The sequence below is a fragment of the Pantoea sp. SGAir0215 genome (assembly GCF_043543215.1).
On sequence record NZ_CP028031.1, the window covers coordinates 3942289 to 3965394 of the forward strand.

The 23106-nt window shown below is 50.7% G+C and carries 19 protein-coding genes; 8 read left to right on the plus strand and 11 right to left on the minus strand.

Annotation, left to right across the window (positions count from 1 at the left end; translation table 11 throughout):
• Positions 1 to 293: 293 nt before the first annotated feature.
• Positions 294 to 887, minus strand: a complete 594-nt coding sequence (locus C1N64_RS18395) for an NAD(P)H oxidoreductase (RefSeq protein ID WP_394515082.1) — start codon at positions 885 to 887, stop codon at positions 294 to 296.
• A 98-nt stretch (positions 888 to 985) separates the two neighbouring features.
• On the opposite strand from C1N64_RS18395, the gene C1N64_RS18400 reads away from it, so the two are divergent.
• Positions 986 to 1891 carry a LysR family transcriptional regulator gene (locus C1N64_RS18400; protein WP_033739403.1) on the plus strand — a complete coding sequence of 302 codons (906 nt, stop codon included), beginning with the start codon at positions 986 to 988 and terminating at the stop codon, positions 1889 to 1891.
• On the opposite strand, the gene C1N64_RS18405 is transcribed toward C1N64_RS18400, so the two are convergent.
• The 5 genes from C1N64_RS18405 to C1N64_RS18425 form a co-directional block, all read right to left on the minus strand.
• Positions 1881 to 3764: a sigma 54-interacting transcriptional regulator gene (locus C1N64_RS18405; protein WP_394515083.1), complete on the minus strand. Its 1884-nt coding sequence runs from the start codon at positions 3762 to 3764 to the stop codon at positions 1881 to 1883. The genes C1N64_RS18400 and C1N64_RS18405 overlap by 11 nt on opposite strands.
• Before the next feature lie 139 nt (positions 3765 to 3903).
• The gene (locus tag C1N64_RS18410; protein ID WP_033739405.1) at positions 3904 to 5067 is read right to left on the minus strand and encodes a metallo-dependent hydrolase; all 1164 of its coding nucleotides are present in this window, start codon (positions 5065 to 5067) and stop codon (positions 3904 to 3906) included.
• Between the two features lie 13 nt (positions 5068 to 5080).
• Entirely contained in the window at positions 5081 to 6475 is a 1395-nt protein-coding gene (locus tag C1N64_RS18415) for a DASS family sodium-coupled anion symporter (RefSeq protein ID WP_033739407.1), read from the minus strand.
• 74 nt (positions 6476 to 6549) lie between these two features.
• Positions 6550 to 7248, minus strand: coding sequence for an RraA family protein (locus C1N64_RS18420; protein WP_394515084.1), 699 nt, complete (start codon positions 7246 to 7248; stop codon positions 6550 to 6552).
• Positions 7249 to 7252: 4 nt separating this feature from the next.
• On the minus strand, positions 7253 to 8212 hold the full coding sequence (locus tag C1N64_RS18425; RefSeq protein WP_394515085.1) for a hydroxyacid dehydrogenase: 960 nt from the start codon (positions 8210 to 8212) through the stop codon (positions 7253 to 7255).
• Between the two features lie 998 nt (positions 8213 to 9210).
• Between C1N64_RS18425 and ompC the strand changes: the two genes are divergently transcribed.
• Entirely contained in the window at positions 9211 to 10314 is a 1104-nt protein-coding gene (gene ompC / locus C1N64_RS18430; protein ID WP_033739413.1) for a porin OmpC, read from the plus strand.
• A gap of 277 nt (positions 10315 to 10591) precedes the next feature.
• Here the strand turns inward: ompC and C1N64_RS18435 are convergent, their stop codons facing one another.
• Positions 10592 to 13693, minus strand: coding sequence for a multidrug efflux RND transporter permease subunit (locus tag C1N64_RS18435; RefSeq protein ID WP_283785985.1), 3102 nt, complete (start codon positions 13691 to 13693; stop codon positions 10592 to 10594).
• Positions 13694 to 14342: 649 nt separating this feature from the next.
• Between C1N64_RS18435 and C1N64_RS18440 the strand changes: the two genes are divergently transcribed.
• The 3 genes from C1N64_RS18440 (at position 14343) to C1N64_RS18450 (ending at position 16841) form a co-directional block, all read left to right on the plus strand.
• The gene (locus tag C1N64_RS18440) at positions 14343 to 14873 is read left to right on the plus strand and encodes a GNAT family N-acetyltransferase (protein ID WP_033739417.1); all 531 of its coding nucleotides are present in this window, start codon (positions 14343 to 14345) and stop codon (positions 14871 to 14873) included.
• A gap of 187 nt (positions 14874 to 15060) precedes the next feature.
• Complete coding sequence (locus tag C1N64_RS18445) at positions 15061 to 15759, plus strand: response regulator (RefSeq protein ID WP_058709012.1); 699 nt, start codon at positions 15061 to 15063, stop codon at positions 15757 to 15759.
• Positions 15756 to 16841, plus strand: a complete 1086-nt coding sequence (locus tag C1N64_RS18450; protein WP_394515086.1) for an ATP-binding protein — start codon at positions 15756 to 15758, stop codon at positions 16839 to 16841. The genes C1N64_RS18445 and C1N64_RS18450 overlap by 4 nt, the downstream gene beginning before the upstream one ends.
• On the opposite strand, the gene C1N64_RS18455 is transcribed toward C1N64_RS18450, so the two are convergent.
• Positions 16797 to 17747, minus strand: coding sequence for an ATP-grasp fold amidoligase family protein (locus C1N64_RS18455; protein ID WP_375093620.1), 951 nt, complete (start codon positions 17745 to 17747; stop codon positions 16797 to 16799). The genes C1N64_RS18450 and C1N64_RS18455 overlap by 45 nt on opposite strands.
• 473 nt (positions 17748 to 18220) lie before the next feature.
• Here C1N64_RS18455 and C1N64_RS18460 point away from each other — a divergent pair, with 473 nt between their 5' ends.
• From C1N64_RS18460 to C1N64_RS18470, 3 genes are read left to right on the plus strand one after another with little or no spacing between them, the layout of a single operon-like run.
• A complete protein-coding gene (locus C1N64_RS18460; protein ID WP_006120487.1) occupies positions 18221 to 19219 on the plus strand; it encodes a siderophore ABC transporter substrate-binding protein EitA in 999 nt (332 codons plus the stop codon).
• Positions 19219 to 20253, plus strand: a complete 1035-nt coding sequence (locus C1N64_RS18465; RefSeq protein WP_033739425.1) for a FecCD family ABC transporter permease — start codon at positions 19219 to 19221, stop codon at positions 20251 to 20253. Before C1N64_RS18460 ends, C1N64_RS18465 begins: the two co-directional genes overlap by 1 nt.
• Entirely contained in the window at positions 20253 to 21014 is a 762-nt protein-coding gene (locus tag C1N64_RS18470; RefSeq protein ID WP_164482505.1) for a siderophore ABC transporter ATP-binding protein EitC, read from the plus strand. Before C1N64_RS18465 ends, C1N64_RS18470 begins: the two co-directional genes overlap by 1 nt.
• Before the next feature lie 173 nt (positions 21015 to 21187).
• Here C1N64_RS18470 and C1N64_RS18475 read toward each other — a convergent pair whose 3' ends face one another.
• The 3 genes from C1N64_RS18475 to C1N64_RS18485 form a co-directional block, all read right to left on the minus strand.
• Positions 21188 to 21442 (minus strand): FaeA/PapI family transcriptional regulator, encoded by a 255-nt coding sequence (locus C1N64_RS18475; RefSeq protein ID WP_394515087.1) that lies wholly within the window; start codon positions 21440 to 21442, stop codon positions 21188 to 21190.
• Between the two features lie 325 nt (positions 21443 to 21767).
• A complete protein-coding gene (locus tag C1N64_RS18480) occupies positions 21768 to 22232 on the minus strand; it encodes a hypothetical protein (protein ID WP_033739427.1) in 465 nt (154 codons plus the stop codon).
• Positions 22225 to 23007 (minus strand): winged helix-turn-helix domain-containing protein, encoded by a 783-nt coding sequence (locus tag C1N64_RS18485; protein WP_039340102.1) that lies wholly within the window; start codon positions 23005 to 23007, stop codon positions 22225 to 22227. The genes C1N64_RS18480 and C1N64_RS18485 overlap by 8 nt, the downstream gene beginning before the upstream one ends.
• Between the last annotated feature and the right edge of the window lie 99 nt (positions 23008 to 23106).

The following is a 23106-nucleotide window of genomic DNA, read 5'->3' on the forward strand; positions in this document are numbered from 1 at the left end:
CTTAACATAGTCCACAGGGAGATTTTGTAAAATGTCGTCATCAGGAAGCGGATCGCGGCAAACAGAATACGCTCAGGCCTGCGCGATGGTACGGTGACCGGGCTAAAGGCGTGACCATCATCACCGTGGTTAACGTAGCAGCGCTGTCAACGCGCGCCTCCGTTTCCCGCTAAACGGCAGTAAAGGGCACGCTCGCGCCTTGTAAAACGAGCACTGCGAAGCAGAGCACCCCGCGCGTCGTTCATTGTACGGGTGAGCATGTTAAAGGGCGCCTGTTGGCGCCCTGCTTTGCGTTAAACCGTGCTGTCTACCACCGCATACATTTGCTCAAAGAGTTGTGCATAGTGGCTGGAGTCATCCTCAATGGCCTCCTCAACCCCTAACGTGTTGTAGAGGAAATGGACGTCCACATCGCGGATCGCCAGATAAGCCGAAACGCCCAAAAGATGATCGGTGATGTTTTTCTCCCAGCCATATTTAATAAATGACCGATGGGAGCCGCCCGCCAGCGCCAGCCAGCGCACCGTTTTTGCCGTTAACCGGTTTTGCTCACCATAGGCCAGGCCATAATTCCATACGCGCTCAAGATAGCCTTTCAACATGGCCGGAAAGCTGTACCACCACACCGGGAAGACAAAGAAGATAATGTCCTGATTGTCCAGTTCAGCAAACAGGCGGTGGACCTCTGGCGAATAGCGCTTATCCGGGTTGTCCCACTCCGGTTCATCCTCGACACGTAACACCGGATCAAAATCGCTGCGATACAAATCCAGTTCAGTAACATGGGCGCCGCGCGCCTCTGCGCGCTGGCGCAGGCTGTGGACCATCTGCGCGGTTAACGAATTCCTGCGCGGATGCGACCAGACGATATAGACATGTTGTTTCATCGTTCACCTCATTTTTGTGCTGACGAAAGCACCTTACGCTCGCGACATTACTGTGGGAATCGTATGATTTGAGACGGGTTAATGAGGGATTTTCATCAATGAAACTGAACGTCTATGACTTCGCGACTTTTATTGCCGTTGCCCGGCACAACAGTTTTCGCGCCGCGGGAGATGAACTCGGACTGTCGCCATCGGCAGTCAGCCACGCGATTAAGCAACTGGAGCAGCGGCTGAAAATTCGCCTGTTTAACCGTACCACGCGCAGCGTGTCACTCACCGAAGCCGGCGCCCGTATGTTTGAACGTTTACGCCCCGCTTTCGATGAAATCAACATGGTGCTGGATGAAGCCAACTGCTATCGCCAGACGCCGATGGGCGTGCTGAAAATCAATGCCTCGCGCCTTGCCTCACGTCTGGTGCTGATTCCGCTGGTCACCGGGTTTAGCCAGCGCTATCCGGATATTCGTGTGGAAATCACGACAGAAGACAGGCTGGTCGATATTGTGAAAGAGGGTTTTGATGCGGGCATTCGCCTGAGCAGTACGCTGGAAAAAGACATGATTGCCCTGCCGGTAGGGCCAAAAGTCAAACTGGTGGTCGCGGCCAGTCCCGATTATTTTGCCCGTCATCCTCGTCCCACGCATCCACGCGAAATCGACGTGCACCCGTGCGTCATGTTTCGTCATCGCAGTGGCCGGATTTATCAGTGGGAATTCAACGGACCGGACGGCCAGTTTGCGCTTCTTCCCGGCGGAAACATTATCCTTGACGACATGGATTCACAGTTGGATGCCGTACTGCAGGGTGCGGGGCTCGGCTATCTCTATTACGAGCAGGTGAAAGATCATCTGGCAAACGGCAGTCTGATCTCGGTACTGGAGGACTGGTTACCGGAACGGCCCAGCCTGCAATTTTATTATCCTAATCGCCAGTATATGTCTTCGGCATTGCGGACGTTTATTGACTATATCAAAGCGGCACCGTTGTCGACGTTCAGCCGCTGATCTGATACGCTTTTAGCTTACGCCACAAGGTGGTCGCACTGATCCCCAGCATTGCCGCCGCCTGGGTTTTATCACCCTGGCATTTTGCCATCACGTCAATAATTAGCCGGCGCTCCTGTTTTTTCAGAAGATCGGTTTCAGCGTCTGTGCACGCCAAAGAGGATGATTCATACACCACGTTATTGAGTACCTGCTCATCCTCAAGCAACGAGATCACGGTCGATTTATCGACCGTACCGCCCTGATGAAATACTGCCAGTCTGCACACGACCGATTGCAGTTCTCGTATATTCCCCGGCCAGTGATAACGGTTTAAATACGCCAGCGCATCCGGCGAAAAGACCCTGTCTTTTCCCTGCTGGTGAAGTAAATGCCGGATAAGAGGTTCAACGTCACCTTTACGCTCAGTCAGCGCGGGAAGCCGGAGTGTGAGGATATTGATACGGTAATAAAGATCCTGACGAAAAGCGCCCATGGTTATCTGCGCCTTCAAATCTTTATTACTTGCTGTTATGAGTCGAAAATCCGCCGCAATCAGCCCATCACCGCCCACGCGAACAAACTGTTTTTCCTGTAGCACACGCAGTAATTTGACCTGTACGTTGAGTGGGGCCTCGCTGATTTCATCAATAAATACGGTGCCCTTCATCGCCATCTCAAAGATACCGGGCTTGCCCCCTTTCCGGGCCTGGGTAAATGCCCCGTCAGCATAACCAAACAGTTCACTTTCAAGCAGACTTTCAGGAATCGCCGCGCAGTTAATCGCAATAAACGGGCTGTGGCTTCGGGTGCTGTGCTGGTGAATGCTTTGAGCGAACAATTCTTTACCCGTACCGGTATCACCTAAAATGTGGACAGGTGCATCATGGCTGGCACAACGCTTTGCTTTTTCGATCGCTGACTTAATACTGGCTGACTCACCAACAATGTCATCAAAGGTGTAACGGGTATAAAATGCACGCTGTTTTCGCTTTTTACTGACCATGTTTCGCCACGGGGCTTGCGATTGCAGACAGCCGGTCACGATTGAATAGCTCTCCTGCCGCTTACAGTAATGCTTTATCGCGACAGAAATGCGTTCACCGTCAAGTTCAAGGGTCATATCGCTGACGTCAGACTCGTCAATAATGGCATTGTATACGTCTTTGAATCCTTCTTTTTTGTATATTTTCTCCCCGACGCGGCACTGAAAAAGCGCTTTTCCTTTGCTGTTTATTGTGACAACAGTCCCCATCGGGTCGAGACACATAATGCCTTCCCGTGACTGATTTATCGCGGACTGACTTATCTCCAGCTTCAGATTTTCCTGGTTAATATATTTTAACAGGCTGAAGGCCTCGTTGATGGCCTGTTCAATAGAGATATTATCGGTATCCCCCATTACAACCTTCAGACCATATTTTTTGGCCATTTCAGCAACGGTCAGACCGCCAATCACGACCTGATAATTATTTTCCGCAAGGCTTTTGACGACATTATCGATATCGTAATGATTATAGACCTGACAGATCTTGAAATTATCATGAGTCATATGTTGATAATGCTTAAGCGCGTGGCAAAACTGGGGAAAGCCGACCGCAGCAATCTTCTGTGACTTGATTTTTGCTTCTTGCAGAATACGGTTCACGCCTTGAAAATCATGTGCAATTTCGACCACCGGGATGGCCAGGCTGCTGCGCAGTAAGGCAGCGGTACCGCCACGACTGATGATGATTCTGGTGCCGGCGCGAATCATTTCATTCGCTTTATCCAGCACATCTGAATAACCTATTTCGTAGACGGGTAATTCTAGCTGTTTTTCAAACAGCACATTAGAGATACGCTGAGTAATGGTTTTTGAAACAGAGAAAATGACAATTTCATTGAACTTCATTAACAGTCCGATTATATCGATAACGCGCTGAACAAGTATAAAGATAACGTCTGCCCCTATATTGACAGACGTCATGTGCAGGCACGTAAAAGCCACCTGGCGTTAATATTCCAGGACTGAGCGAACGGATAAGGCGTGATTAAACATGCAGACGGCGATAGCAGATCTGCCCACGACTGATGGTTAAGCAGTTATCAATATAGCGATCGCCTTGTAACTGATTGCCCCTCGTGTCTTCGAAAATGGTTTTTGCCTGACGTATTTTAACCACGGCGATGTCGGCAAATGCCCCCGGTGTGAGCGTTCCGATCTGGCCCTGCATTTTCATTAGCCTGGCAGGGGTGCTGGTGACCGCTTTTACGATATCAAACAGTGACATACCCATATTCAGGTATTTTGACATGACATGAAGCAGACTGTAGACCTTATTCGTACGCAGGCTGTTACGCTGCGTTAAGTCCGTGCTGATAATATCGGGGTAAAATCCCTGCGCCATCGCATGACGGGCAATATTAAAATCAAAATGCGCCACGCCATTTGAACAGTCAAAGATGACGCCTTTCCGCTGGGCTGCCTGAATCGACGGGTATACTTCGCCCTGCTCATTAAGGATGGTGTGACCCGTTCCGTGAAAGCAGTGCGCGTATATATCACCCGGGTTGAAATGCGGGATGAGTTCGTCCGCCTGGCGTTGGGAATCCGTGACGTGCACGCATAACGAGGTATTCAGCTCACGTGCCAGCGCAACGGTCGTCAGAAAAGGATCGCTGCTGTAGGGTTTGCCTTTCGCAATATCCTGACTGTAGCGCAGCTTCAGGCCCAGAATATTGTCTGCATTTTTGCTGACAACCTGCTTTATTTTTTCCCGATTAAAATTGGCCGGGTTCGTGTTTTCCAGATATCCCGTCGGCCCACCACCCAGCGTAGACAGGCCTACATTTACTACATTTAAGTAACTTTTTATCCTTACCGTAGCCGTGTTGATCACACTGTTACGGAACAATCCATAATTGACCCAACCGCTACTGCCAGCGTCAACCACGCTGGTTACGCCATTGGGCAAACAAATGATGTCTGGATTCACGCTGATAGCCGTTCCGCCATGAAAAACATGAGTATGAAAGTCAATTAAACCGGGAAGGACAATACAGCCTGCGGCATCAATTTCAGTTTCAGCTTCAATGCCGTCAACCTGGGTAAGATCAACGATAACATCCCCCATAATGCCCACGTCCCGCTGAATATAATTCTGGCCGTGGCCGTCTATCGTCAGGCCATTTTTGATACGAAGATCCAGTTTCATGTTTATCCTCCGATCAGATACCGATGAATTTCCAGTAAGGAATGCCGAGCAGGAAATAAACAATGACGTTAAACAGCACCATCATTGTGCCCAACAGCCAGAAGGTTTTTTGCGGCACATAGCCACTGGAGAAGGTAAAAACCCCCGCTCCGTTACCGTAATGCGTGAGGAGAGCACCGTAGCCTGCTGAAAACGCCAACGACAATGCAACGTACATTGGATTGGCCTGCGTCGTCATGCCGAGGGTAAACAACACGGGATAAAAAGAGACGACAAACGCACTGTTTGAGACAAAGAAATAACGTACGGCAAGACTGATAAAAATCAGCACACCAATTGCGCTAAATTCATTGAGATGAGAAAGATCCAGGTAGTTTTTAATCACCCCCACCAGGAAAACGTAGAACCCGCCTTTTGACAGCGCGACAGCACATCCATAGAACGCGCCGTACCAGACAAACGTTTGCCAGGCCGCTTTTTCACTGACCACATGTTCCCAGCTCAGCACTTTAAATAACAACAAGCAGGCAAGGAATGCAAAGCCAACCGGAATAAAAGGAATACCCGTTACTGAGCCGGTCATCCATCCCAAAACGCCCAGAATAAAAAACACGATCAGCAGTTTCTCTTCGCGCTTCACCGGCCCGAGTTCACGCAGTCCCTGTTCAGCGATCTCATTGACGTTATCAATTTTTTTCAGTTCAGGCGCGTAAACTTTATAAAGTATCCAGGGACACAGCAGCAGAACTAATCCGGCCGGAATAATGGCCGCCTTAAACCAGGTCATCCAGTCCAGATCGACCTTCATAATTTCGTTAGCCAGTGACACGGTGATAGCGTTGGTGGCCATACCGGTTAAAAACAAGCTGGATGTTCCCATTGATACGACATACATCAGAATCGTCAGGTAGGAACCAATCCGGCGGCTACCCTCGTCAGGTTTTGAGCCCAACGCTTCAGCAATGTTGCGGAAAATGGGATAGACGATACCGCCAGAGCGCGACATATTCGAGCCGGTGGCCGGAGCCAGCACGGTGTCCGTAACCATCATCAGATAACCCAGTGTCAGAGTATTTCTGCCGTAGCGTTTCAGTAAGATGTAGGCGATACGTTTACCCAGTCCGGTAATAACGAATGCCTTACAAATAATAAAGGCGCTGATAATAAACCAGACCATGGCCGTGCCATAACCTGCAAACAGAATATGGGGATCGATAAAAACAGATGCGATGCCGAGGATAATGAGCATAATAATCGCATCCGTAAAAGGCCGAAATACCAGCCCGCATAACATCGCCAGATAAATACCGACCATATGCCAGGTCGTGGCGGAAATCTCGTCAGGGTTAGGCAAGATCCAGAATAAAACCGGGAAAAACACGATCAATAAGATTTTTAAAGAGAACATATATTTTTACCTTTGCTTATCACCACGAGAGCATGACTCCCGTGGTTTGAGCGAATGGATATTATATTGGTCGACTAACGAAATACGTCGTTAATAAATTCAACGCCCTTTTCTTCCAGTGATTTGGTGACCCATTCACGATTTGCCGTGCCGTTTTTTGCGGCTTCAACTTTGCTCGCATCGAATGCTGCATACGCTTTAGCTTTTTCGAGTAAGGGTTCTGCATCATGCAAAGGAACAACAATTACGCCATCCGCATCACCAATAATGAGATCGCCAGGGCACACGGCTACGCCACCCACCGCAACAGGTGTATTCACTTCGCCAGGACCTTCTTTAAACGGACCGGCCGGGTTTGACCCTGTGGCAAAAAGGGGAAAATCCAACTGTGACAAAGCATCAATGTCGCGGATGGGGCCATCCAGCACGATGCCAGCGATCTTCTTGCAGTGATGCGCGTAAGCCACCATGATTTCGCCCATCAGGGCTCGCGAACGGTCACCTTCATTAGATACGACAATAACGTCATTCTCCGTCGCCATATCCAGTGCGGCATGCAACATCAGGTTGTCGCCCGCGCGCGCTTTCACCGTAATGGCATAACCCGACATAACCGGTTTTTGAGGGGAAGAAATCCGCCTGATACCGTTGCCCAACACCGCAATACGATTCATGGTATCGGCGATATTCGCAGCGGGAAGTTGCGCGTATTCCTTGAGTAAATCAGGCTTACCTGCAGGACGTTTTAAATAAATACGATTTCCAATAGTCATTTTATTATTCTCCAAAGCCAGGAACGGGCCAGGTTGGTTTTTTACCCGACAGCACCTCATCAATCCCTATGGCGGTATGAAGTGAGGCTCTGTCGGTGGCTTCTTTCGTTGCGGCGCCGATATGAGGGCCAATAACGACATTGCTGAGTGAAAAAATCGGATCGCTGGCGTCGAAGGGCTCTTTCTTTAAAACGTCCAGACCTGCGCCGGCAATAAGGTGGTGACTGAGGGCGTGATACAGCGCTTTTTCATCGACGAGTTTGCCGCGCGCAGTATTAATGAAGTAAGACGTCGGTTTCATCATGGCAAATTGCTTTTCTCCGACGAAATTCTGGGTCTCTGTCGTTGTCGGGCAATGCAAAGAGACAACGTCGCTTTCGCTGAAAATGCGGTCAATATCATCTGTACGTTCAACACCGTCTGGCATTTGTTCCTGCGTCTTATAGGGATCGTATGCAATCACTTTCATATTAAAACCCCGTAAGGCTTTAACAGCGACGCGCGAGCCAATATTGCCTACACCAATTAATCCCAGCGTTTTGCCATCCAGTTCCACTTTGGGCGTGCGCAATTTTGCCCAGTAGTAATCCTCAAGCATTTTCTCTTCAACCAACCTGAAATTGCGGGAACAGTGCAGCATGTAGAAAATAGCCAGTTCGGCCACGGACATGCTGTTCGCTACCGGCGCATTCAGCACCACAACACCGTGACGTTTCGCGGCCTCAAGATCGACAGTATCGTAGCCCGCGCCGTGTCGTGCGACGACTTTGAGTTTTTTCGCGGCGTTGAATACACGTTCAGACATTTTTGAAAGCCGAACGATGATGCCATCACAGTCGGGAATATCACGAATAATGTCTTCCTCTTCCATGCCAGAGCCCGTAATTAATTCATAGCCCCGACTCTCCAGATACGCTCTCCCTTCCGCCATAATTTCCTGTGGGAGTAAAATTTTATAAGCCATGCCATTATCTCCAGTGTTATACGCGACAATGTTATTGTTTGCAGACGCCGTGCCAGACCCGATAAAAAAACAGAAGAAATAATGCAATCGCCTGAGAAGAAAGGATTTAATTTATTTGGCCGTAAAAGAAGGTGAAGGGGTAAAAGTGAAATCCGTCACGAAATAAAAAAATGATAATTTCAAAAAGAAAACCCATTTCGGATAGTGAGTTCATTTTGAAATGCGAGATGTGAATACGTTAACAGCAAATTAAACATCAACACCGCATCATCTATGAACACCTGATGCATCGACGCAGACTTATTATTACTGCAATCCGTACAGGTATGATAAAAACGCGCTTTAATTACGCGTGCCTTTCTAAGGCGTCACCTAAAAAAATGAATACGCTTAGCAACCTGCTCCATTTTTGTGCTGGCAGGCTAATACAGAAAACGATCAGGCCCGATGTTTTAACCGATGCTGCAGCAGCGTCAGGAGGCTTGATGGGCATTTTTTTAAGGAATCTTTATTACAGCGTTAGTGTCATCTGCAAAATACCTCTCTCTTGACACTATTCACGCTGCCTTTCACTCGAAGTTTAATAATATAATTCGATACAGCTTTAACTATTACTTAAGATGTGCCTCTGTAATTAACATGCTAGTTACGACTTCTGATCGATACAAAAAATGACATAAACCATCACAGCGACACCCATAAAAATTCAAACAAAAAGTAAAAATAAGAAGCAGTAACAACAAACACCGCCAAGGTAAAAATATATACAAAAACATTCAAAATAAATATCACAATAAAATCAAACAGCATAATAAAGTGATAACAAATAATCACTGATTACTGGATCGGGATCATATAAACAAAAACAAACAAGATCTTACGGAAACTTATTATTGAATTTACACTGCATTCTATTTTAAAAATAACGCGCCATTTAAGCGAACCATACTTTCCAATTGCTCTGGTCGAGATAAAACATAATTAAAAGGATTTCTTTAATGAAACTTAACTTAGTTGCAGTGGCCGTTACCACCTTATTCGCCGCAGGCGTAACAAATGCTGCGGAAGTTTATAACAAAGACGGTAATAAAATTGATCTCTACGGTAAAATGCAGGGGCTGCACTATTTCACCAGTGATAACGACGGACGTGGGGATAACTCCTATGCCCGTCTCGGTGTAAAAGGTGAAACACAGATTACTAACCAACTGACTGGATTTGGTCAGTGGGAATACAATATGCAGGCGAACCGTGATGAAAGGTCTGAAAACCAGTCCTGGACACGTTTAGGCTTCGCCGGGCTCAAATTCGGTGAGTATGGTTCGGTCAACTATGGCCGCAACTACGGCGTCGTTTACGATGTCACCTCCTGGACCGACGTCCTGCCAGAGTTCGGCGGTGACAGCTACGGCTCGGATAACTTTATGCAGCAGCGTGCCAATGGCCTGGCAACCTATCGTAACACCGATTTCTTTGGCCTGGTCTCCGGCCTTAATTTTGCCTTGCAGTACCAGGGCAGAAATGGGGGCTCCAACGCTGAAGGCGGCAGTCTCACCAATAACAACCGAAATGCAGTGAAACAGAATGGCGATGGCTATGGCGCGGCTGTAACGTATGCTCTGCCAGAAGGTGTGAATTTCGGTGTCGCCTATTCGCATTCCAAACGTACGCTGGACCAGAACGGCCTGGCATTGGGCGAAGGCGATAATGCTGAAACGTATTCAGGCGCCCTGAAATACGATGCCAATGCTATTTACCTGGCAGCCCAATATACACAGACATACAATGCTACCCGCATTGGTAATGGCAATCCAGGCTACGCCAATAAAGCCCAGAACGTTGAACTCGTTGCACAATACCAGTTTGACTTCGGTCTGCGCCCCAGCATCGCGTATCTGCAGTCAAAAGGGAAAGATCTTGAAAGCTATGGCGATCGGGATTTAGTGAAATACATCGACGTAGGCGCGGCTTATTACTTCAATAAAAACATGTCAGCCATCATCGATTACAAGATCAACCTGCTTGATGAAACCGACTTTACTCAGGCAGCCGGTATTTCAACCGACAATATCCTGGCCGTGGGTCTGACTTACCAGTTCTGATTCCGGTGTACTTGTATCAAGCCAGCGCTTTCTGCGCTGGCTTTTTTTATGGTGCGGCTTTTATCGCTCTGCGGTTTCACAAGTGGCGCTCACGGCACTGACCGGACAGCATCTTTGGTGGGGCGGCCCGTTCACAATCCAGATCCACGAACGAAACAGGCACGTCCGTTATTTACGCTCTGTCCGCCTCCCGACGACAATGCAGAAGGCGTTGGTCTTCTCCACTGTGCTTTTCACGCTAAGAGGCGGCCTTTTGCCCACGCGGCCCTGCACACTGTTAAGACCGCTTGCGCGTCAGTTTCTCCACGACCTTCATGACCGAGAAATAGAACAGCGGAACAAAGAAGATGGCCAGTAACGTGCCGCTGATCATGCCACCAAACACGCCCGTTCCAATCGCCTTTTGCGTTGTCGCGCTGGCCCCTGTGGCCAGCATCAGCGGTACAACACCCAAGGTAAACGCCAGCGATGTCATCAGAACAGGCCGTAAACGCATACGTGAAGCCGCTAAGGTGGCGTCGACCAGCCCCTTACCACCTTCGTGAATCTGTTTCGCAAACTCGACGATCAAAATGGCATTTTTTGCCGACAGCCCGATGAGAGTGATCATCCCGACTTTAAAAAAGACGTCGTTTTGCATATCCAGCATGCTGACCATCAGTACCGCTCCCAGCAGTCCCAGCGGGACGACCAGCATGACCGATATCGGAACTGACCAGCTTTCATACAGCGCCGCGAGCACCAGAAAGACCACCAGCATCGACAGCACCATGAGCGCGGGCGCTTCTGATGCAGATTGCTGCTCCTGTAACGATCCGCCGCTCCACTCAAGGGCAAACCCTTCAGGCAACTGCTTTACCAGACGTTCCATCTCGTTAAGCGCATCGCCACTTGAATAGCCTGGTGCAGGGTTACCGGTGATTTTTATTGACGGGTAGCCCTGATAACGCACCCGTTGCAAGGGGGCAGTTTCCCACTGAGCCTGCACAAACTCAGCGAGCTGCACCATGCCGCCTGTCGCGTTGCGCACATATAACGCCAGGACGTCGTCCGGTTGCATGCGATATCTCGCATCCGCCTGAATAATGACCTGCTGCATACGATCGCGGTTCGGGAAGTCATTGACGTACAGCGAACCGATCGCTCCCGAGAGCGTCTGGCTGATCTCCTCAAAAGAGACGCCCAACGCGAAGGCTTTCTGGCGATCAATATTCAGTCGGATCATCTGTCCGTCAGGCAGGCCATCGACATAAACGTTGCGGACCACCGGGCTTTTTGCCGCCAGCGCGAGCAACTGCGCTTCAGCCTTCTTCAGTTCAGCAAGGCCTTTACCACCGCGATCCTGCAGACGCAGGGTAAAGCCCGAGGAGTTTCCCAGCTCATCAATGGCGGGCGGGATCAAACTGAAGGTTTCCGCTTCAGGATTCATCGCCATCTGTTCCTGCGCATGCGCCGCTTCAGAAAAGGCGGTCGCGCCGTTTCGTTCGTCCCAGCCTTTTAAAGTCGTAAACGCCATCGCCGAGTTGGGCCCGGATCCGGCAAAGCTGAAACCGAGAATGGCGATGGTCGATTGCGTCGCGGGGCGTGAAAGCACCGCCTGTTCAAAAGCCTTAACCACGTTTAACGTGCGCGCTGCCGTGGCTTCCGAGGGTAGCTGAATGGACGTCATAAAGTAGCCCTGATCCTCTTCAGGCAAAAAGGACGAAGGCAGATTTTTCATCGCCAGGAAAAGCAGCAGACACAGCGCCGCGTAAACCCCCAGCGCACTGCCGACGCGTTTCAGTAAGCGACTGACGCCGCGACCATACAGCGCCGTAATGGCGGCAAACTGGCGGTTAAATCCGCCAAAAAATCCTGTTTTCTGCTGCGCGTGTTGGTTGACAGGCCTGAGCAATGTCGCACAAAGGGCGGGGGTCAGGCTCAGCGCCAGAAATGCCGAGATCAAGACAGAGACAGCCATTGTCAGCGTAAACTGGCGATAAATCGCGCCGACCGACCCGCTTGCCATCGCCATCGGGATAAACACGGCACTCAGCACTAACGTAATGCCGATGACCGCGCCGGTAATCTCTTTCATCGCTTTCCGGGTCGCTTCTTTCGGGCCCAGCCCCTCTTCCGCCATGATACGTTCGACGTTTTCCACCACGACGATGGCATCATCAACAATGATCCCTATGGCCAGTACCATACCGAACATCGTAAGTACGTTGACCGAGAAGCCAGACAGCAGCATAACGGTAAATGTGCCCAGCAGAGCAATCGGAGCCACAATAGCCGGGATAAAGGTATAACGAATGTTTTGCAAAAACAGGTACATGACGAGAAAGACCAGCACCATGGCTTCAATAAAGGTATGAACCACTTTCTCGATGGAGATTTTTACAAACGGCGTGGTATCAAACGGAATGCTGTAGGTCATGCCTTCGGGCATGGCGTTACTCAGTTCATTCAGGCGATGTCTGATCCTGTCTGCGGTTTTAACGGCGTTTGCTCCCGGCGTCAGCTGAATGGCCGCCGCCGTCGACACGTGACCGTTTTCACGCGTAGCAAAACCATAGGATTGGGAACCCAGTTCGACGCGGGCCACATCCGACAGAATGACGCGCGAACCATCGGGATTGGCACGTAAGGTAATATGACCAAACGTCTCAGGTGAGCCGAGCTGCCCGGTGACCAGCAGCGGATAGCTGACCTGCTGACCGGGGATAGCGGGTGAATCACCGGTCCGGCCGGGCGCAATCTGTGCGTTTTCGATGCTGACCGCCCGGTTAATATCGCTGACGGACAGACGATACTGACTCAGCCTGACGGGATCGATCCAAATCCGCATCGCTTTCTCGGCACCAAACAGCTGAACGCGGCCCACGCCTTCCACCCGGCGCAGTTCTTCGGAGAGGTTACGGGAAAAGTAATCGCTCAGATCGGCGTCAGTCAGCTTACCGTCTTTCGATGTCAGCCCGACAATCATCAAAAAATTTGCGCCTGAGGCTTCAACGCTCAGGCCATTCTGTCTCACAACCTGCGGCAGGCGAGGCTCCACCACTTTTATACGGTTTTGCACGTCAACCTGCGCCAGCTCGGGATCGGTTCCCGGCGCGAAGGTCACGATAATGGAAGCCATGCCGCTGGTATCGCTGGATGATTCGTAATACAGCACGTGCTTCGCCGAAGAAAGCTCACGCTCAATCAGGGCAATTACGCTGTTGTTCATCGTTTCCGGCGTTGAGCCCGGATAAGAGGCATTAATGGTAATGGTAGGCGGCGCGACAGACGGATACAGGGCCACCGGTAATTTTGGAATCGCGAGCAGGCCAGACACGATAATAAAGATGGCAATTACCCAGGCAAAAACGGGGCGGTTAATAAAAAACTGAGGCATGTTCTACCCTGAGAAAATAAGTAAGGTGTGTTCCTGCTGCATCTGATCAGGTGTTATTCAGCGCATGACGCCCTTTTGTGCGCATCTGTGGGATGCATTTCACCCGACGCGCTCCACCGTCAGTTTTCAGTCAGCCGATGGACAACGGACTTATATAACAGCCGGGTAACCCGACCGCCGCGCCAGGCTGTGGCGTTTGTCGCGACGGCCTGCCAAAAATGCCGGTTCCACGCGTGAACGGTGAGCGTTTTTTTTGGATAATAAAGCGCAATAACCGTCGGCTTTGCGTGGGGAACACGATAAATTTTTTGAGACAGGCCTGATGCGGGACTTATTCCTGTCGCGAGTAATGACCAAAATAAACAGCAATAACTTAACCTGATTAAAATACCTGGCCTCATCACGAACGGTCTCATAATAATGCGCATAGTTACAGCTTAACGCGCGAACAATGAGCCATGATGTCATTTTTATGGAGGGAATATGGAGAAGAAAATCATTAAATAAAAACGGGGGGAATGGCTTATATACGATGGACAACATCAAACCATCAACAGTAATATAGCGCCAGTTTTCACACAGTGCAGCCTTTTAAAAATGCTTCATCTGTCCTTATTATCGCTTCTATTTCCTCACGTAAAGGTGCGTTATGCAAATAGCAGAGTCAGAACGATTAATCTTGCGGCGTTTTATGCCGGACGACGCCGAAGCGCTGTTTGCTTATTTGTCTGATCCCCAGCCCGCATGCTTTTACGATGAAAAACTGGAAGACATGGCCGCCGCCAGAGAGGAAGCCGCAAAAAGGCGCGATGATGACACGCAATATGCCATCTGTTTAAAAGAAACGGGTGCCGTGATCGGCCATCTGTTTGCTTCTGGTGAGGCCGAGCCCGATGACAATACGTTAAGCGTTGGCTGGTATGTCAATCCACACTATCAGGGACAGGGTTTTGCACTGGAAGCCACGACCTGTCTGTTTACTTATCTCTTTAACGTCAGGGACGTCCGCCGCCTCTATGCGTATGTTGCAAGCGATAATGCAGGCTCACAAGCGCTATGCCGCCGTCTGGGGATGCGCCTGGAAGGCTGCTTCAAAGAGTACGTCTGTTTTACGCAGGAAGACGGTGTGCCTGTGTATGAGGACACGTTGGTTTTTGCCCTGCTGCAAAAAGAGTGGTGAGTGAACTGTTGCGAGCCTCCTGCGGTCTCATCATGCTGTATGCGTCAAGGGCCTGATGTCTGTTATGTCGCACTGTGCTTTGCTGTTCTGCCGCGACTGACATACTGTGCCGATTGCGAGGCGACGCATTCTGGTGTGGATGTAACATTGACCGGCAACCGTTTCTGACTTTGATGTTGAGGGCGTCATGAATAACGACAAATTAATCCTGGTGGCGGAGGATGATGTTGAAATCTCCGATATCCTGATGAGTTACATCAAGCGAGCCGGGATGAGAACCGTCCATGCGGCCGACGGTGAGCAAGCCCTCACATTGATCACCCGCCTGCAGCCTGATTTAGTGCTGCTTGATATCCAGTTGCCCCGCGTTGATGGCTGGAATGTCCTTTCAACATTGCGCAAAGAGAGCAATACGCCGGTCATCATGGTCACAGCCCTGGATCAGGATATCGATAAACTCATGGGGCTTCGGCTGGGTGCGGACGATTATATCGTTAAACCGTTTAATCCTTCTGAGGTCGTGGCTCGTATCGAGGCGGTGTTGCGCCGCGCCAACCCTCAGGCGGCACCGCAAAACCTGATTAAAACCCGTTTCATGACGCTTTATCCCGATGAGTTTTATGTGGAGATCCACAGCAACGGTCAGACACTGACGCCTGTCCTGACCACGACAGAATTTAAACTGCTGACGCACATGGCAAAATACCCACGTAGAGTTTTTAGTCGGGAAGAGTTGCTGAACGCCTGCTTACCTGAAAGCGATACGCTGGACAGAACGGTCGACAGCCACATGAGTAAATTACGCAAAAAATTCGAAAACTGTGGCATATCAGGCGTACCGGAAAGTATTCGCGGCATGGGCTATCGGCTGGGTGAACAGAAGTGAATAAAGACAAAGCGCTCAGTCGGCAAATTCTTTTGTTTATGCTAACTCTGGCCTTAGCCATTATTTTTGTTGCGGTGGTGGGCTCCTATCTGTTCTACAGCTTTGTCATTGATCATATCCCTGGTGGCTTATCCGCCAGCAACAGCGAAAATATGACGGTCTTCGACTGGGTCTGGATCGCCATCAGTTCCTCTCTCTGCATCCTGATTGCCTTGCTGTTTGCGTTTAAACTCACCGCGAAAATCCTTCACCCCTTAAGTTCCGTCGCCGCCAGCCTGCGACGTATTTCTCAGGGTGATTTAAGCGCGCGCGCCGCCAGCAGCCAGAGCCGCCTGGGCGAGGTCAATCTGTTAGTCTGGGACTTTAACGACATGGCGGAAAAACTGCAGACCCTGGACAACGAAAGGAAGTCCTGGAACGCGGCCATTGCCCACGAACTTCGCACACCGGTGACTATTCTGCGCGGCAGGTTGCAGGGGCTGGTCGACGGCGTTTTTGAGCCTGAACCCCACTTATTTATCAGCCTCTTGCGGCAGACTGAGGGATTATCTCGTCTGATCGACGACCTTCGCGTTGTCGGCGCGGCGGAAGGGGGTTCGTTTACGCTGGATATCCAGTCTGTCCCGTTTAGCGATATCCTGGAGAACGTCAGTACTGCGTTTTGCCATCCGTTCCGTGAACGTGGATTCACTCTGGTCATGGAGAAAACGCAGGCGATAACGCAATGTGATCCCCTCAGAATTATTCAATGCCTGACGATTTTATTTGATAATGCACGCAATTACGCCACGCCAGGCCCGATCGCTGTGCGAAGCGGTGTCCGGGACAGCGCCTACTTTATTGAGGTGGAAGATGCGGGGCCGGGCGTAGCCGAAGAGTTCCAGCGTCATATGTTCGAGCCGTTTCAACGTGGTATCGCAGGTCGTGCGGCCAATCCGACAGGCTGCGGGCTGGGCCTGTCGGTCGCCAAAGCAATTATGCAGGCTCACGGTGGCGATATCGGCTATAAAACGTCTTCTCAGGGCGGGTCGCTGTTTTTATTGCGCTGGCCCGTTGCGCGCCAGGGCAGATCGGCAGGATAAGGTGGGTTGATACGGCTTCTGTTGCCACATCGCGCCGAGTTTAGCGTCCCATTCCAGAGGCATTATTTTGAGCTTGCCGCGCTGAGGCGTTAAGGTGATTTCACTAAAATACAGGCTGTCATCTTTCAGCATTAAATCGACCCGACAGTAGTCGATATCTTTTGCCAGCGCCTGCGCGGCACAGAGGGCGCGATAAAACAACGCGGGCTCGGCTATCGGCGCGGGATGATGAGGATAGGCAATCTGGAAAGGCTGCAGTTCCCACTTTCTGTTGTAGACATTGACATATTCCCTGCCCTGCTCATCCGTAAAATCCGCCTCAATAATGCTGGCATTACCGTTGAAACAATGGATACGCAACATCTCAGGCGTTGTACTTCTTTCACGGCCTGCAAACAATTCAATATATTCTTCACAGAGAATCATCGGCGAGATGTTTTTATATTGCCATTCCCGAGTGGTGTAATACATATTCTTTTTCATCGCTAAATCCAGCTTCAGTAAAGCGGCTTTGATATTGAACGTCGCTTTGTCTTTACAGATTATCGTACTGCCGCTGTCGTGATTGCATTTCAAAACGAAAGTCGCGGGTAAACGGTTTAACGCAATCTCTTTGGTGCTTTTATACGTGTTAATGAGTGGCACAATCATCACATCATCGGTCCGGCTGGCCACGTAATCGCGCACCGCTAATTTATCCGCCAACTGCGTATAATGCGGATTCCTGTCATATATCAACCGATGACACATTTTTTCATTCAGGGTGACCGGATGAATCAGGTCAGGCTCTCTGCCCAGTAAAATACGCAATCGCTGCGTATGAAAACGTGCATCATTAATAATAAAACACCTTGCAACCTTGAGGCCGTATTCACAGTATTTAGCAATAAACGTAAGGGTATTCATGACATCCTCCACAACGGTGGCAGGATGATAAGCACCCCAGGTTGCCTGAGTTTGTCTGAACTGTGGAGCGCAAATGGAGGCTATCTGTTTCACTCTGCTCTCTCACCCAGGCCCGTTTTAATCGTGCGTTCGGTCAAAGTGCAAAGCGGTTTTTGGGTTTATTCTCTGATATCGATGCCGCTCAATGGTTCGTGATCTTTTTATCACGTGGAAAACGATTAACCCGTTCTTATGCAAGAGCGGCGTCAGTGCCTCCTCAGCAAGGGCTTATCACGCTGTTTTGACTCGGCGTGATTTATCTTTATTGCTGCGCTGATATTTCTTTCCCGGCTAATAACTGAAGTAAATTTTATGCGTTTTTGTTAAATATCAACTCATATAATAATGATTTCTATTTACATTTTTTGTCTGATAAAATTCGCCGCGCCAGAATCGTTACGGCATGCCGTCTCATTTAATGATGGAAAACACCAATGAAAAAAATGCTTAGCCTGTTAAGTTTTATTTTCCTCACGACGAGTTCCGCCTGGGCCACCACCTATCCGCTGACCATCGAAAACTGTGGTCAGAAGGAAACCTTTACTAAAGCGCCAGCGCGCGTCGTAGCGCTTGGGCAAAATACGGCGGAAATCATGCTGCTGCTGGGGCTGCAGGATAAAATGGTGGCGAGCGCATTCTGGCCGACCAAAGTGTTACCTGAGCTTGCTGAAAAGAATGCGAAAGTGCCGGTACTGACGGTGGAAATTCCTACGCTGGAATCCATCCTGGCGAAAAACCCCGATTTTGTGGCTGCCCAGATTCAGCTACTGATGGGGCCGAGCAGTAAAGTTGCCAAACGTGAAGACTTTGAGTCCGTTGGCATAAACACCTACCTGTCACCAGGCATGTGTGCCACAAAGCAGAATACCGGCGATATTTATGGCAGCCGTTCGACGCTGTGGAATATGGCCTATGTTTACGAAGAAATCGCCGATTTTGCCAAAATCTTTAACGTTGAAGATCGCGGACAGCAGGTGATCAACGACTTTAAAAAGCGTGAAAGCGCCCTGAGAAAAGCCTTTCCTAAAGGCAAGAAAGACCTGTCTTTCGTGTTTTGGTTCTCCAGCTCCTCACCCACCGCGGATGCCTACGTGGGCGGTAAAAATGGTGCCTCCGGCTTTATCGCCGATCTGCTGGGCGGCCATAATGCCATTACCACCGAAACCGAGTGGCCCACTGTCAGTTGGGAAAGTATCATTGCCGCCAATCCGGATGTCATCGTGGTCACCAGCCTTGATCGTAATCGCTGGAAGCTGGATAGCGCCGAAGAAAAGATTAAGTTCCTGAAAAGCGATCCGGCCGTGAGCCAGCTCGATGCCGTGAAAAAAGGCCATATTGTCGTGATGGACGGTCAGGCGATGAACCCGACGATTCGTACGATTTATGGTGCAGAACAGGTTGCAGAGCAGTTACGTAAGATGGGCCTGAATTAATGAGTGAAGGGGTTGTTCAGGCACGACGAGTGGGGTTTATCGCCATTGCGATCCTCGCCCTTGTCGTGCTGGTTGTGGTGATTGCACTGGGCGTCAGCGTAGGCGAGTTATCAATACCGCTAAAATCCGTCTTTTATACCGTCACCAATAAACTGGGAATGACGGCGGTGCCCGTTAACCGTATCCATGAAAGCGTGATCTGGGATTTCCGTTTAAGCCGGGCGCTGGTTGCCGCATTCAGTGGGGCAGGTCTGGCGATCTGCGGGGCGGTGTTACAGAGCCTGCTGAAGAATGCTCTGGCCGAACCCTACGTGTTAGGGGTTTCGGCTGGCGCATCAACCGGGGCGGTGTTGATTGTGGTCTCGGGCGTCGGCGCGGGTGCCATCTCCCTTTCGCTGGGTGCCTTTACCGGTGCCTTTGCGGCCTTTGCGTTTGTTGCCCTGCTGACCAATGGCGCACGTGGCGGGACGGAGCGCACGATTCTGGCGGGCGTTGCGGCATCGCAACTCTTTAATGCGATAACCGCTTACACCATCAGTACCTCGGCGAATGCGCAGCAGGCGCGCGACGTCATGTTCTGGCTGCTGGGCAGCTTTAGCGGCGTACGCTGGCCGGAGTTTCAGTTGGTGGTCGTGGTCGTGCTGGTCGGTTTAGCGGTCTGTCTTTATTATGCGCGCGCGCTGGATGCCTTCACCTTTGGCGACGATGCCGCGGCTTCATTAGGTATTCCGGTTGGCGTGGTTCGTCTGGTGCTGTTCACGGCAACCGCCTTGATGACCGCCACGATTGTCAGCATGGCCGGCTCTATTGGCTTTGTCGGGCTGGTGGTGCCGCATGTGATGCGCTTCTTCTTCGGTCCTCTGCACAGCCGCCTGCTGGTGGCCTGTGCTATCGCGGGTGCGATTTTGATGGTGCTGGCGGATATTGCCTCTCGCATGCTGATTGCCCCCCAAAGCCTGCCGGTGGGCGTGGTTACCGCGCTGGTGGGTGTGCCATTCTTTGCCGTTATTATTTATCGCTCCAGGAATCAATAATGAGCATTAGCGCCGAACACCTCACCTGGCAGGTGGGGAAAAAAATCATCGTTAATGACGTTTCCCTGGCGGTATCGCCGGGCGAAACGGTGGGATTACTGGGGCCAAATGGCTCAGGCAAATCCTCCCTGCTTCGTCTTCTGGCTGGCCTGCGTAAGCAACAAAAGGGCAAAGTGCTGCTGGATGGCAAGGACCTGTCGTCCATTGCCCGCAAACAGCTTGCCCGCCGTGTCGCCTTCGTTGAACAACATGCGTTAACCAGTGCCAATATGCGTGTGCGCGATATCGTCAAACTGGGCCGCATTCCGCATCACTCGCCGTTTTCCAGCTGGACCCATCAGGACGACGACATCGTCGATGCCGCACTGAAACGTGTGGATATGGCCTCACGTTGCGATCAGGGCTGGCAGAGCCTGTCTGGCGGAGAACGGCAACGCGTGCATATCGCCCGGGCCCTTGCTCAGGCACCGAATGAAATTCTGCTTGATGAGCCCACCAACCATCTGGATATTCACCACCAGATTCAGCTGATGAAGCTGATCAGCGAGCTACCAGTCACCAGCATTGTGGCAATTCACGATCTGAACCATGCCGCGCTGTTTTGCGATCGTCTTATCATTATGCTGCACGGGGGCGTGGTGGCGCAGGGCACGCCGGATGAGATTCTCACGGAGTCACTGCTGTGGGACGTGTTCAGGGTCAAAACACAGATCGAGACGTCCCCGGTACATGGTAAAAAACATATTCATTTCTATGTGTGAATCCCCGCGGCGCGCCGTCAGGACGGCCGGTTACCGGCCATCAGTCTGACGCGCGCGGGGGCGCGTCCGTTGCCGCGTTATGACGGGCTTCTTTCCCTGCGGCACATCCCGCCTGTGCAGTCACGCACGGTTGCCGGTGAGCGTCAGGTCATCGGGAGCACGCACGGGAAACACTAAAGAATAAACCATTTACAGGATTTGGTTCCGGCCTCTCTTTTTAGCAGTCCACTGTTTTCCAGTTTTAACAGCCAGTTTCTTGCAGCGTAAATAGACATATCGCACTCATCGGCGACGTCCCGGGTTAATATGCCTTCCGACTGTTTTTTAATAAGACACATAATGACGTCTTTCATCTGTGGATTTTTCTCAGTGTCCTGAAGCTGATTCCATTTCGCGTCACATTGAATTTTATAAGCAAGCTCTTTCATGGCCGTTTCCCCGTAAAGTGTTAACACCTCAAAAATTAAATTTTCCGGCTATGTCTGTTATTTCGTTACAGCTCCAGGCTGTAACGAACCCGGGCATGCTGCCGATATGAGGATTTAACAATTACGGGGCTCAAATAGCTACAAACACCTTGTAATGGTTAACTTTAGAAAGGAAAAACTGTTTTTATAAATTTATATAAAATTAAATTCCAAGCAAGAGACGCTCGCTGTGCAGGGTAGCCACCAGAAGGAGGCGTAAACCCGCACACATTCCGCAGGGCAAGGACGTGCGAAACGGCGCTACCCGCGTCTGCGGACAACGCCATTAGCGGGTATGACAAACGATAAGAGGTAATACCCGACTGCCTACCAATATCGCATCGTCCATTCCTTTAATTTTCGAAATATAGAGATAGGCAAAGTGGCTGTTTAATATATTTTCCGGTACGTTGTCGCGCAGACCGCGACTCACACTATAGTGGTCGAGCTTATAAAGTGACTGAATATAGGGTGAATACTGAAATTCGACATTACGTCTTAAGATATACGTATTTCCCGCTTGATAGACCGTTCCATCAACGGACACCATGCCTTCTCCGGAATGACGCAGCGTCAGCACAAAGCTGGCATCCAGATGATAATTCCGGGTGAGATCGCGCTGTTGAAAATTCGCTGCGCAGGTAAATTCGAACATGGCGCGTTGCGATTTTACAGAGTACAGGCCCCCCGCAATAAGCAGGATGGCACAGAGCAAAACCAGACTGAGCGACACGACGTTCTTCTTATTCATTCTCTGCCCGCCATCCGAGTTCAGAATAGTTTGAGCAGTAGGCCTGGCCGCCCGTTACGTGGCGGCAGTAAGCGACGTAGACATTGCCCCAGTGGCCGGCCGTCACGTTTCTGTCCGCGTAAAACAGATATTTGCCGCCCTTCTGACAGGGCATGCCGCTGCTGGCGATGATTTTGCGCCACACGGGTTCCGGCGGGAAAGCCGATTCCCCCGGATGCACCGGCAGATAGAGTACCTCGCAGCCGTTGACGTCTGCCACGCTGACAGGCGCGATCGATTTTTCAGGCCGGAGGGAAGACAGCACCAGCACAGTCATGCCTGCCAGCAGGAGCACCGCAATACCTGCAGCGTAATAACGACGGTCGCGTCGCGGCAGAGCCGCCGTCGGAGAGACCGGATCCGCAGTGGGAGCCGCCAGTTCCGGCTCAAGGTGCGTCGTTTGAATCGCCAGCGTGGGATTGAAAACAAAGCCCACTTTATAAACGGTGGTGATAACGTCCTGGCTGATGCCCAGCGAGGCAAAACCGCGTCGAATAGACGATACATAGGCATTCAGGCTGTTGAACGAAGGCGTTGCGCCCGTTTCCTGCCAGAAATTATCAAGAATATGTTCCCGGGCCAGCACCACGCCGGGGCTTTTCAGAAACATTTCCAGTAAATGATTGCAGGCAGGCGATAAGGGCACGCTGGTTTCACTGGACTCGACCAGGCACAGTCGTCCCTGAGCGGGTGAAAACCGAACCAGACCTTCAATTACATATTCTGTCTGCTGCATTTCAGGCTCCGGCAACACACAGGCAAGGCAGTAAACAACAACGCATGCGGGATAACGATCCTCAATCATCGGGCAAAAAAGTCCGCGCATCATCAGCGC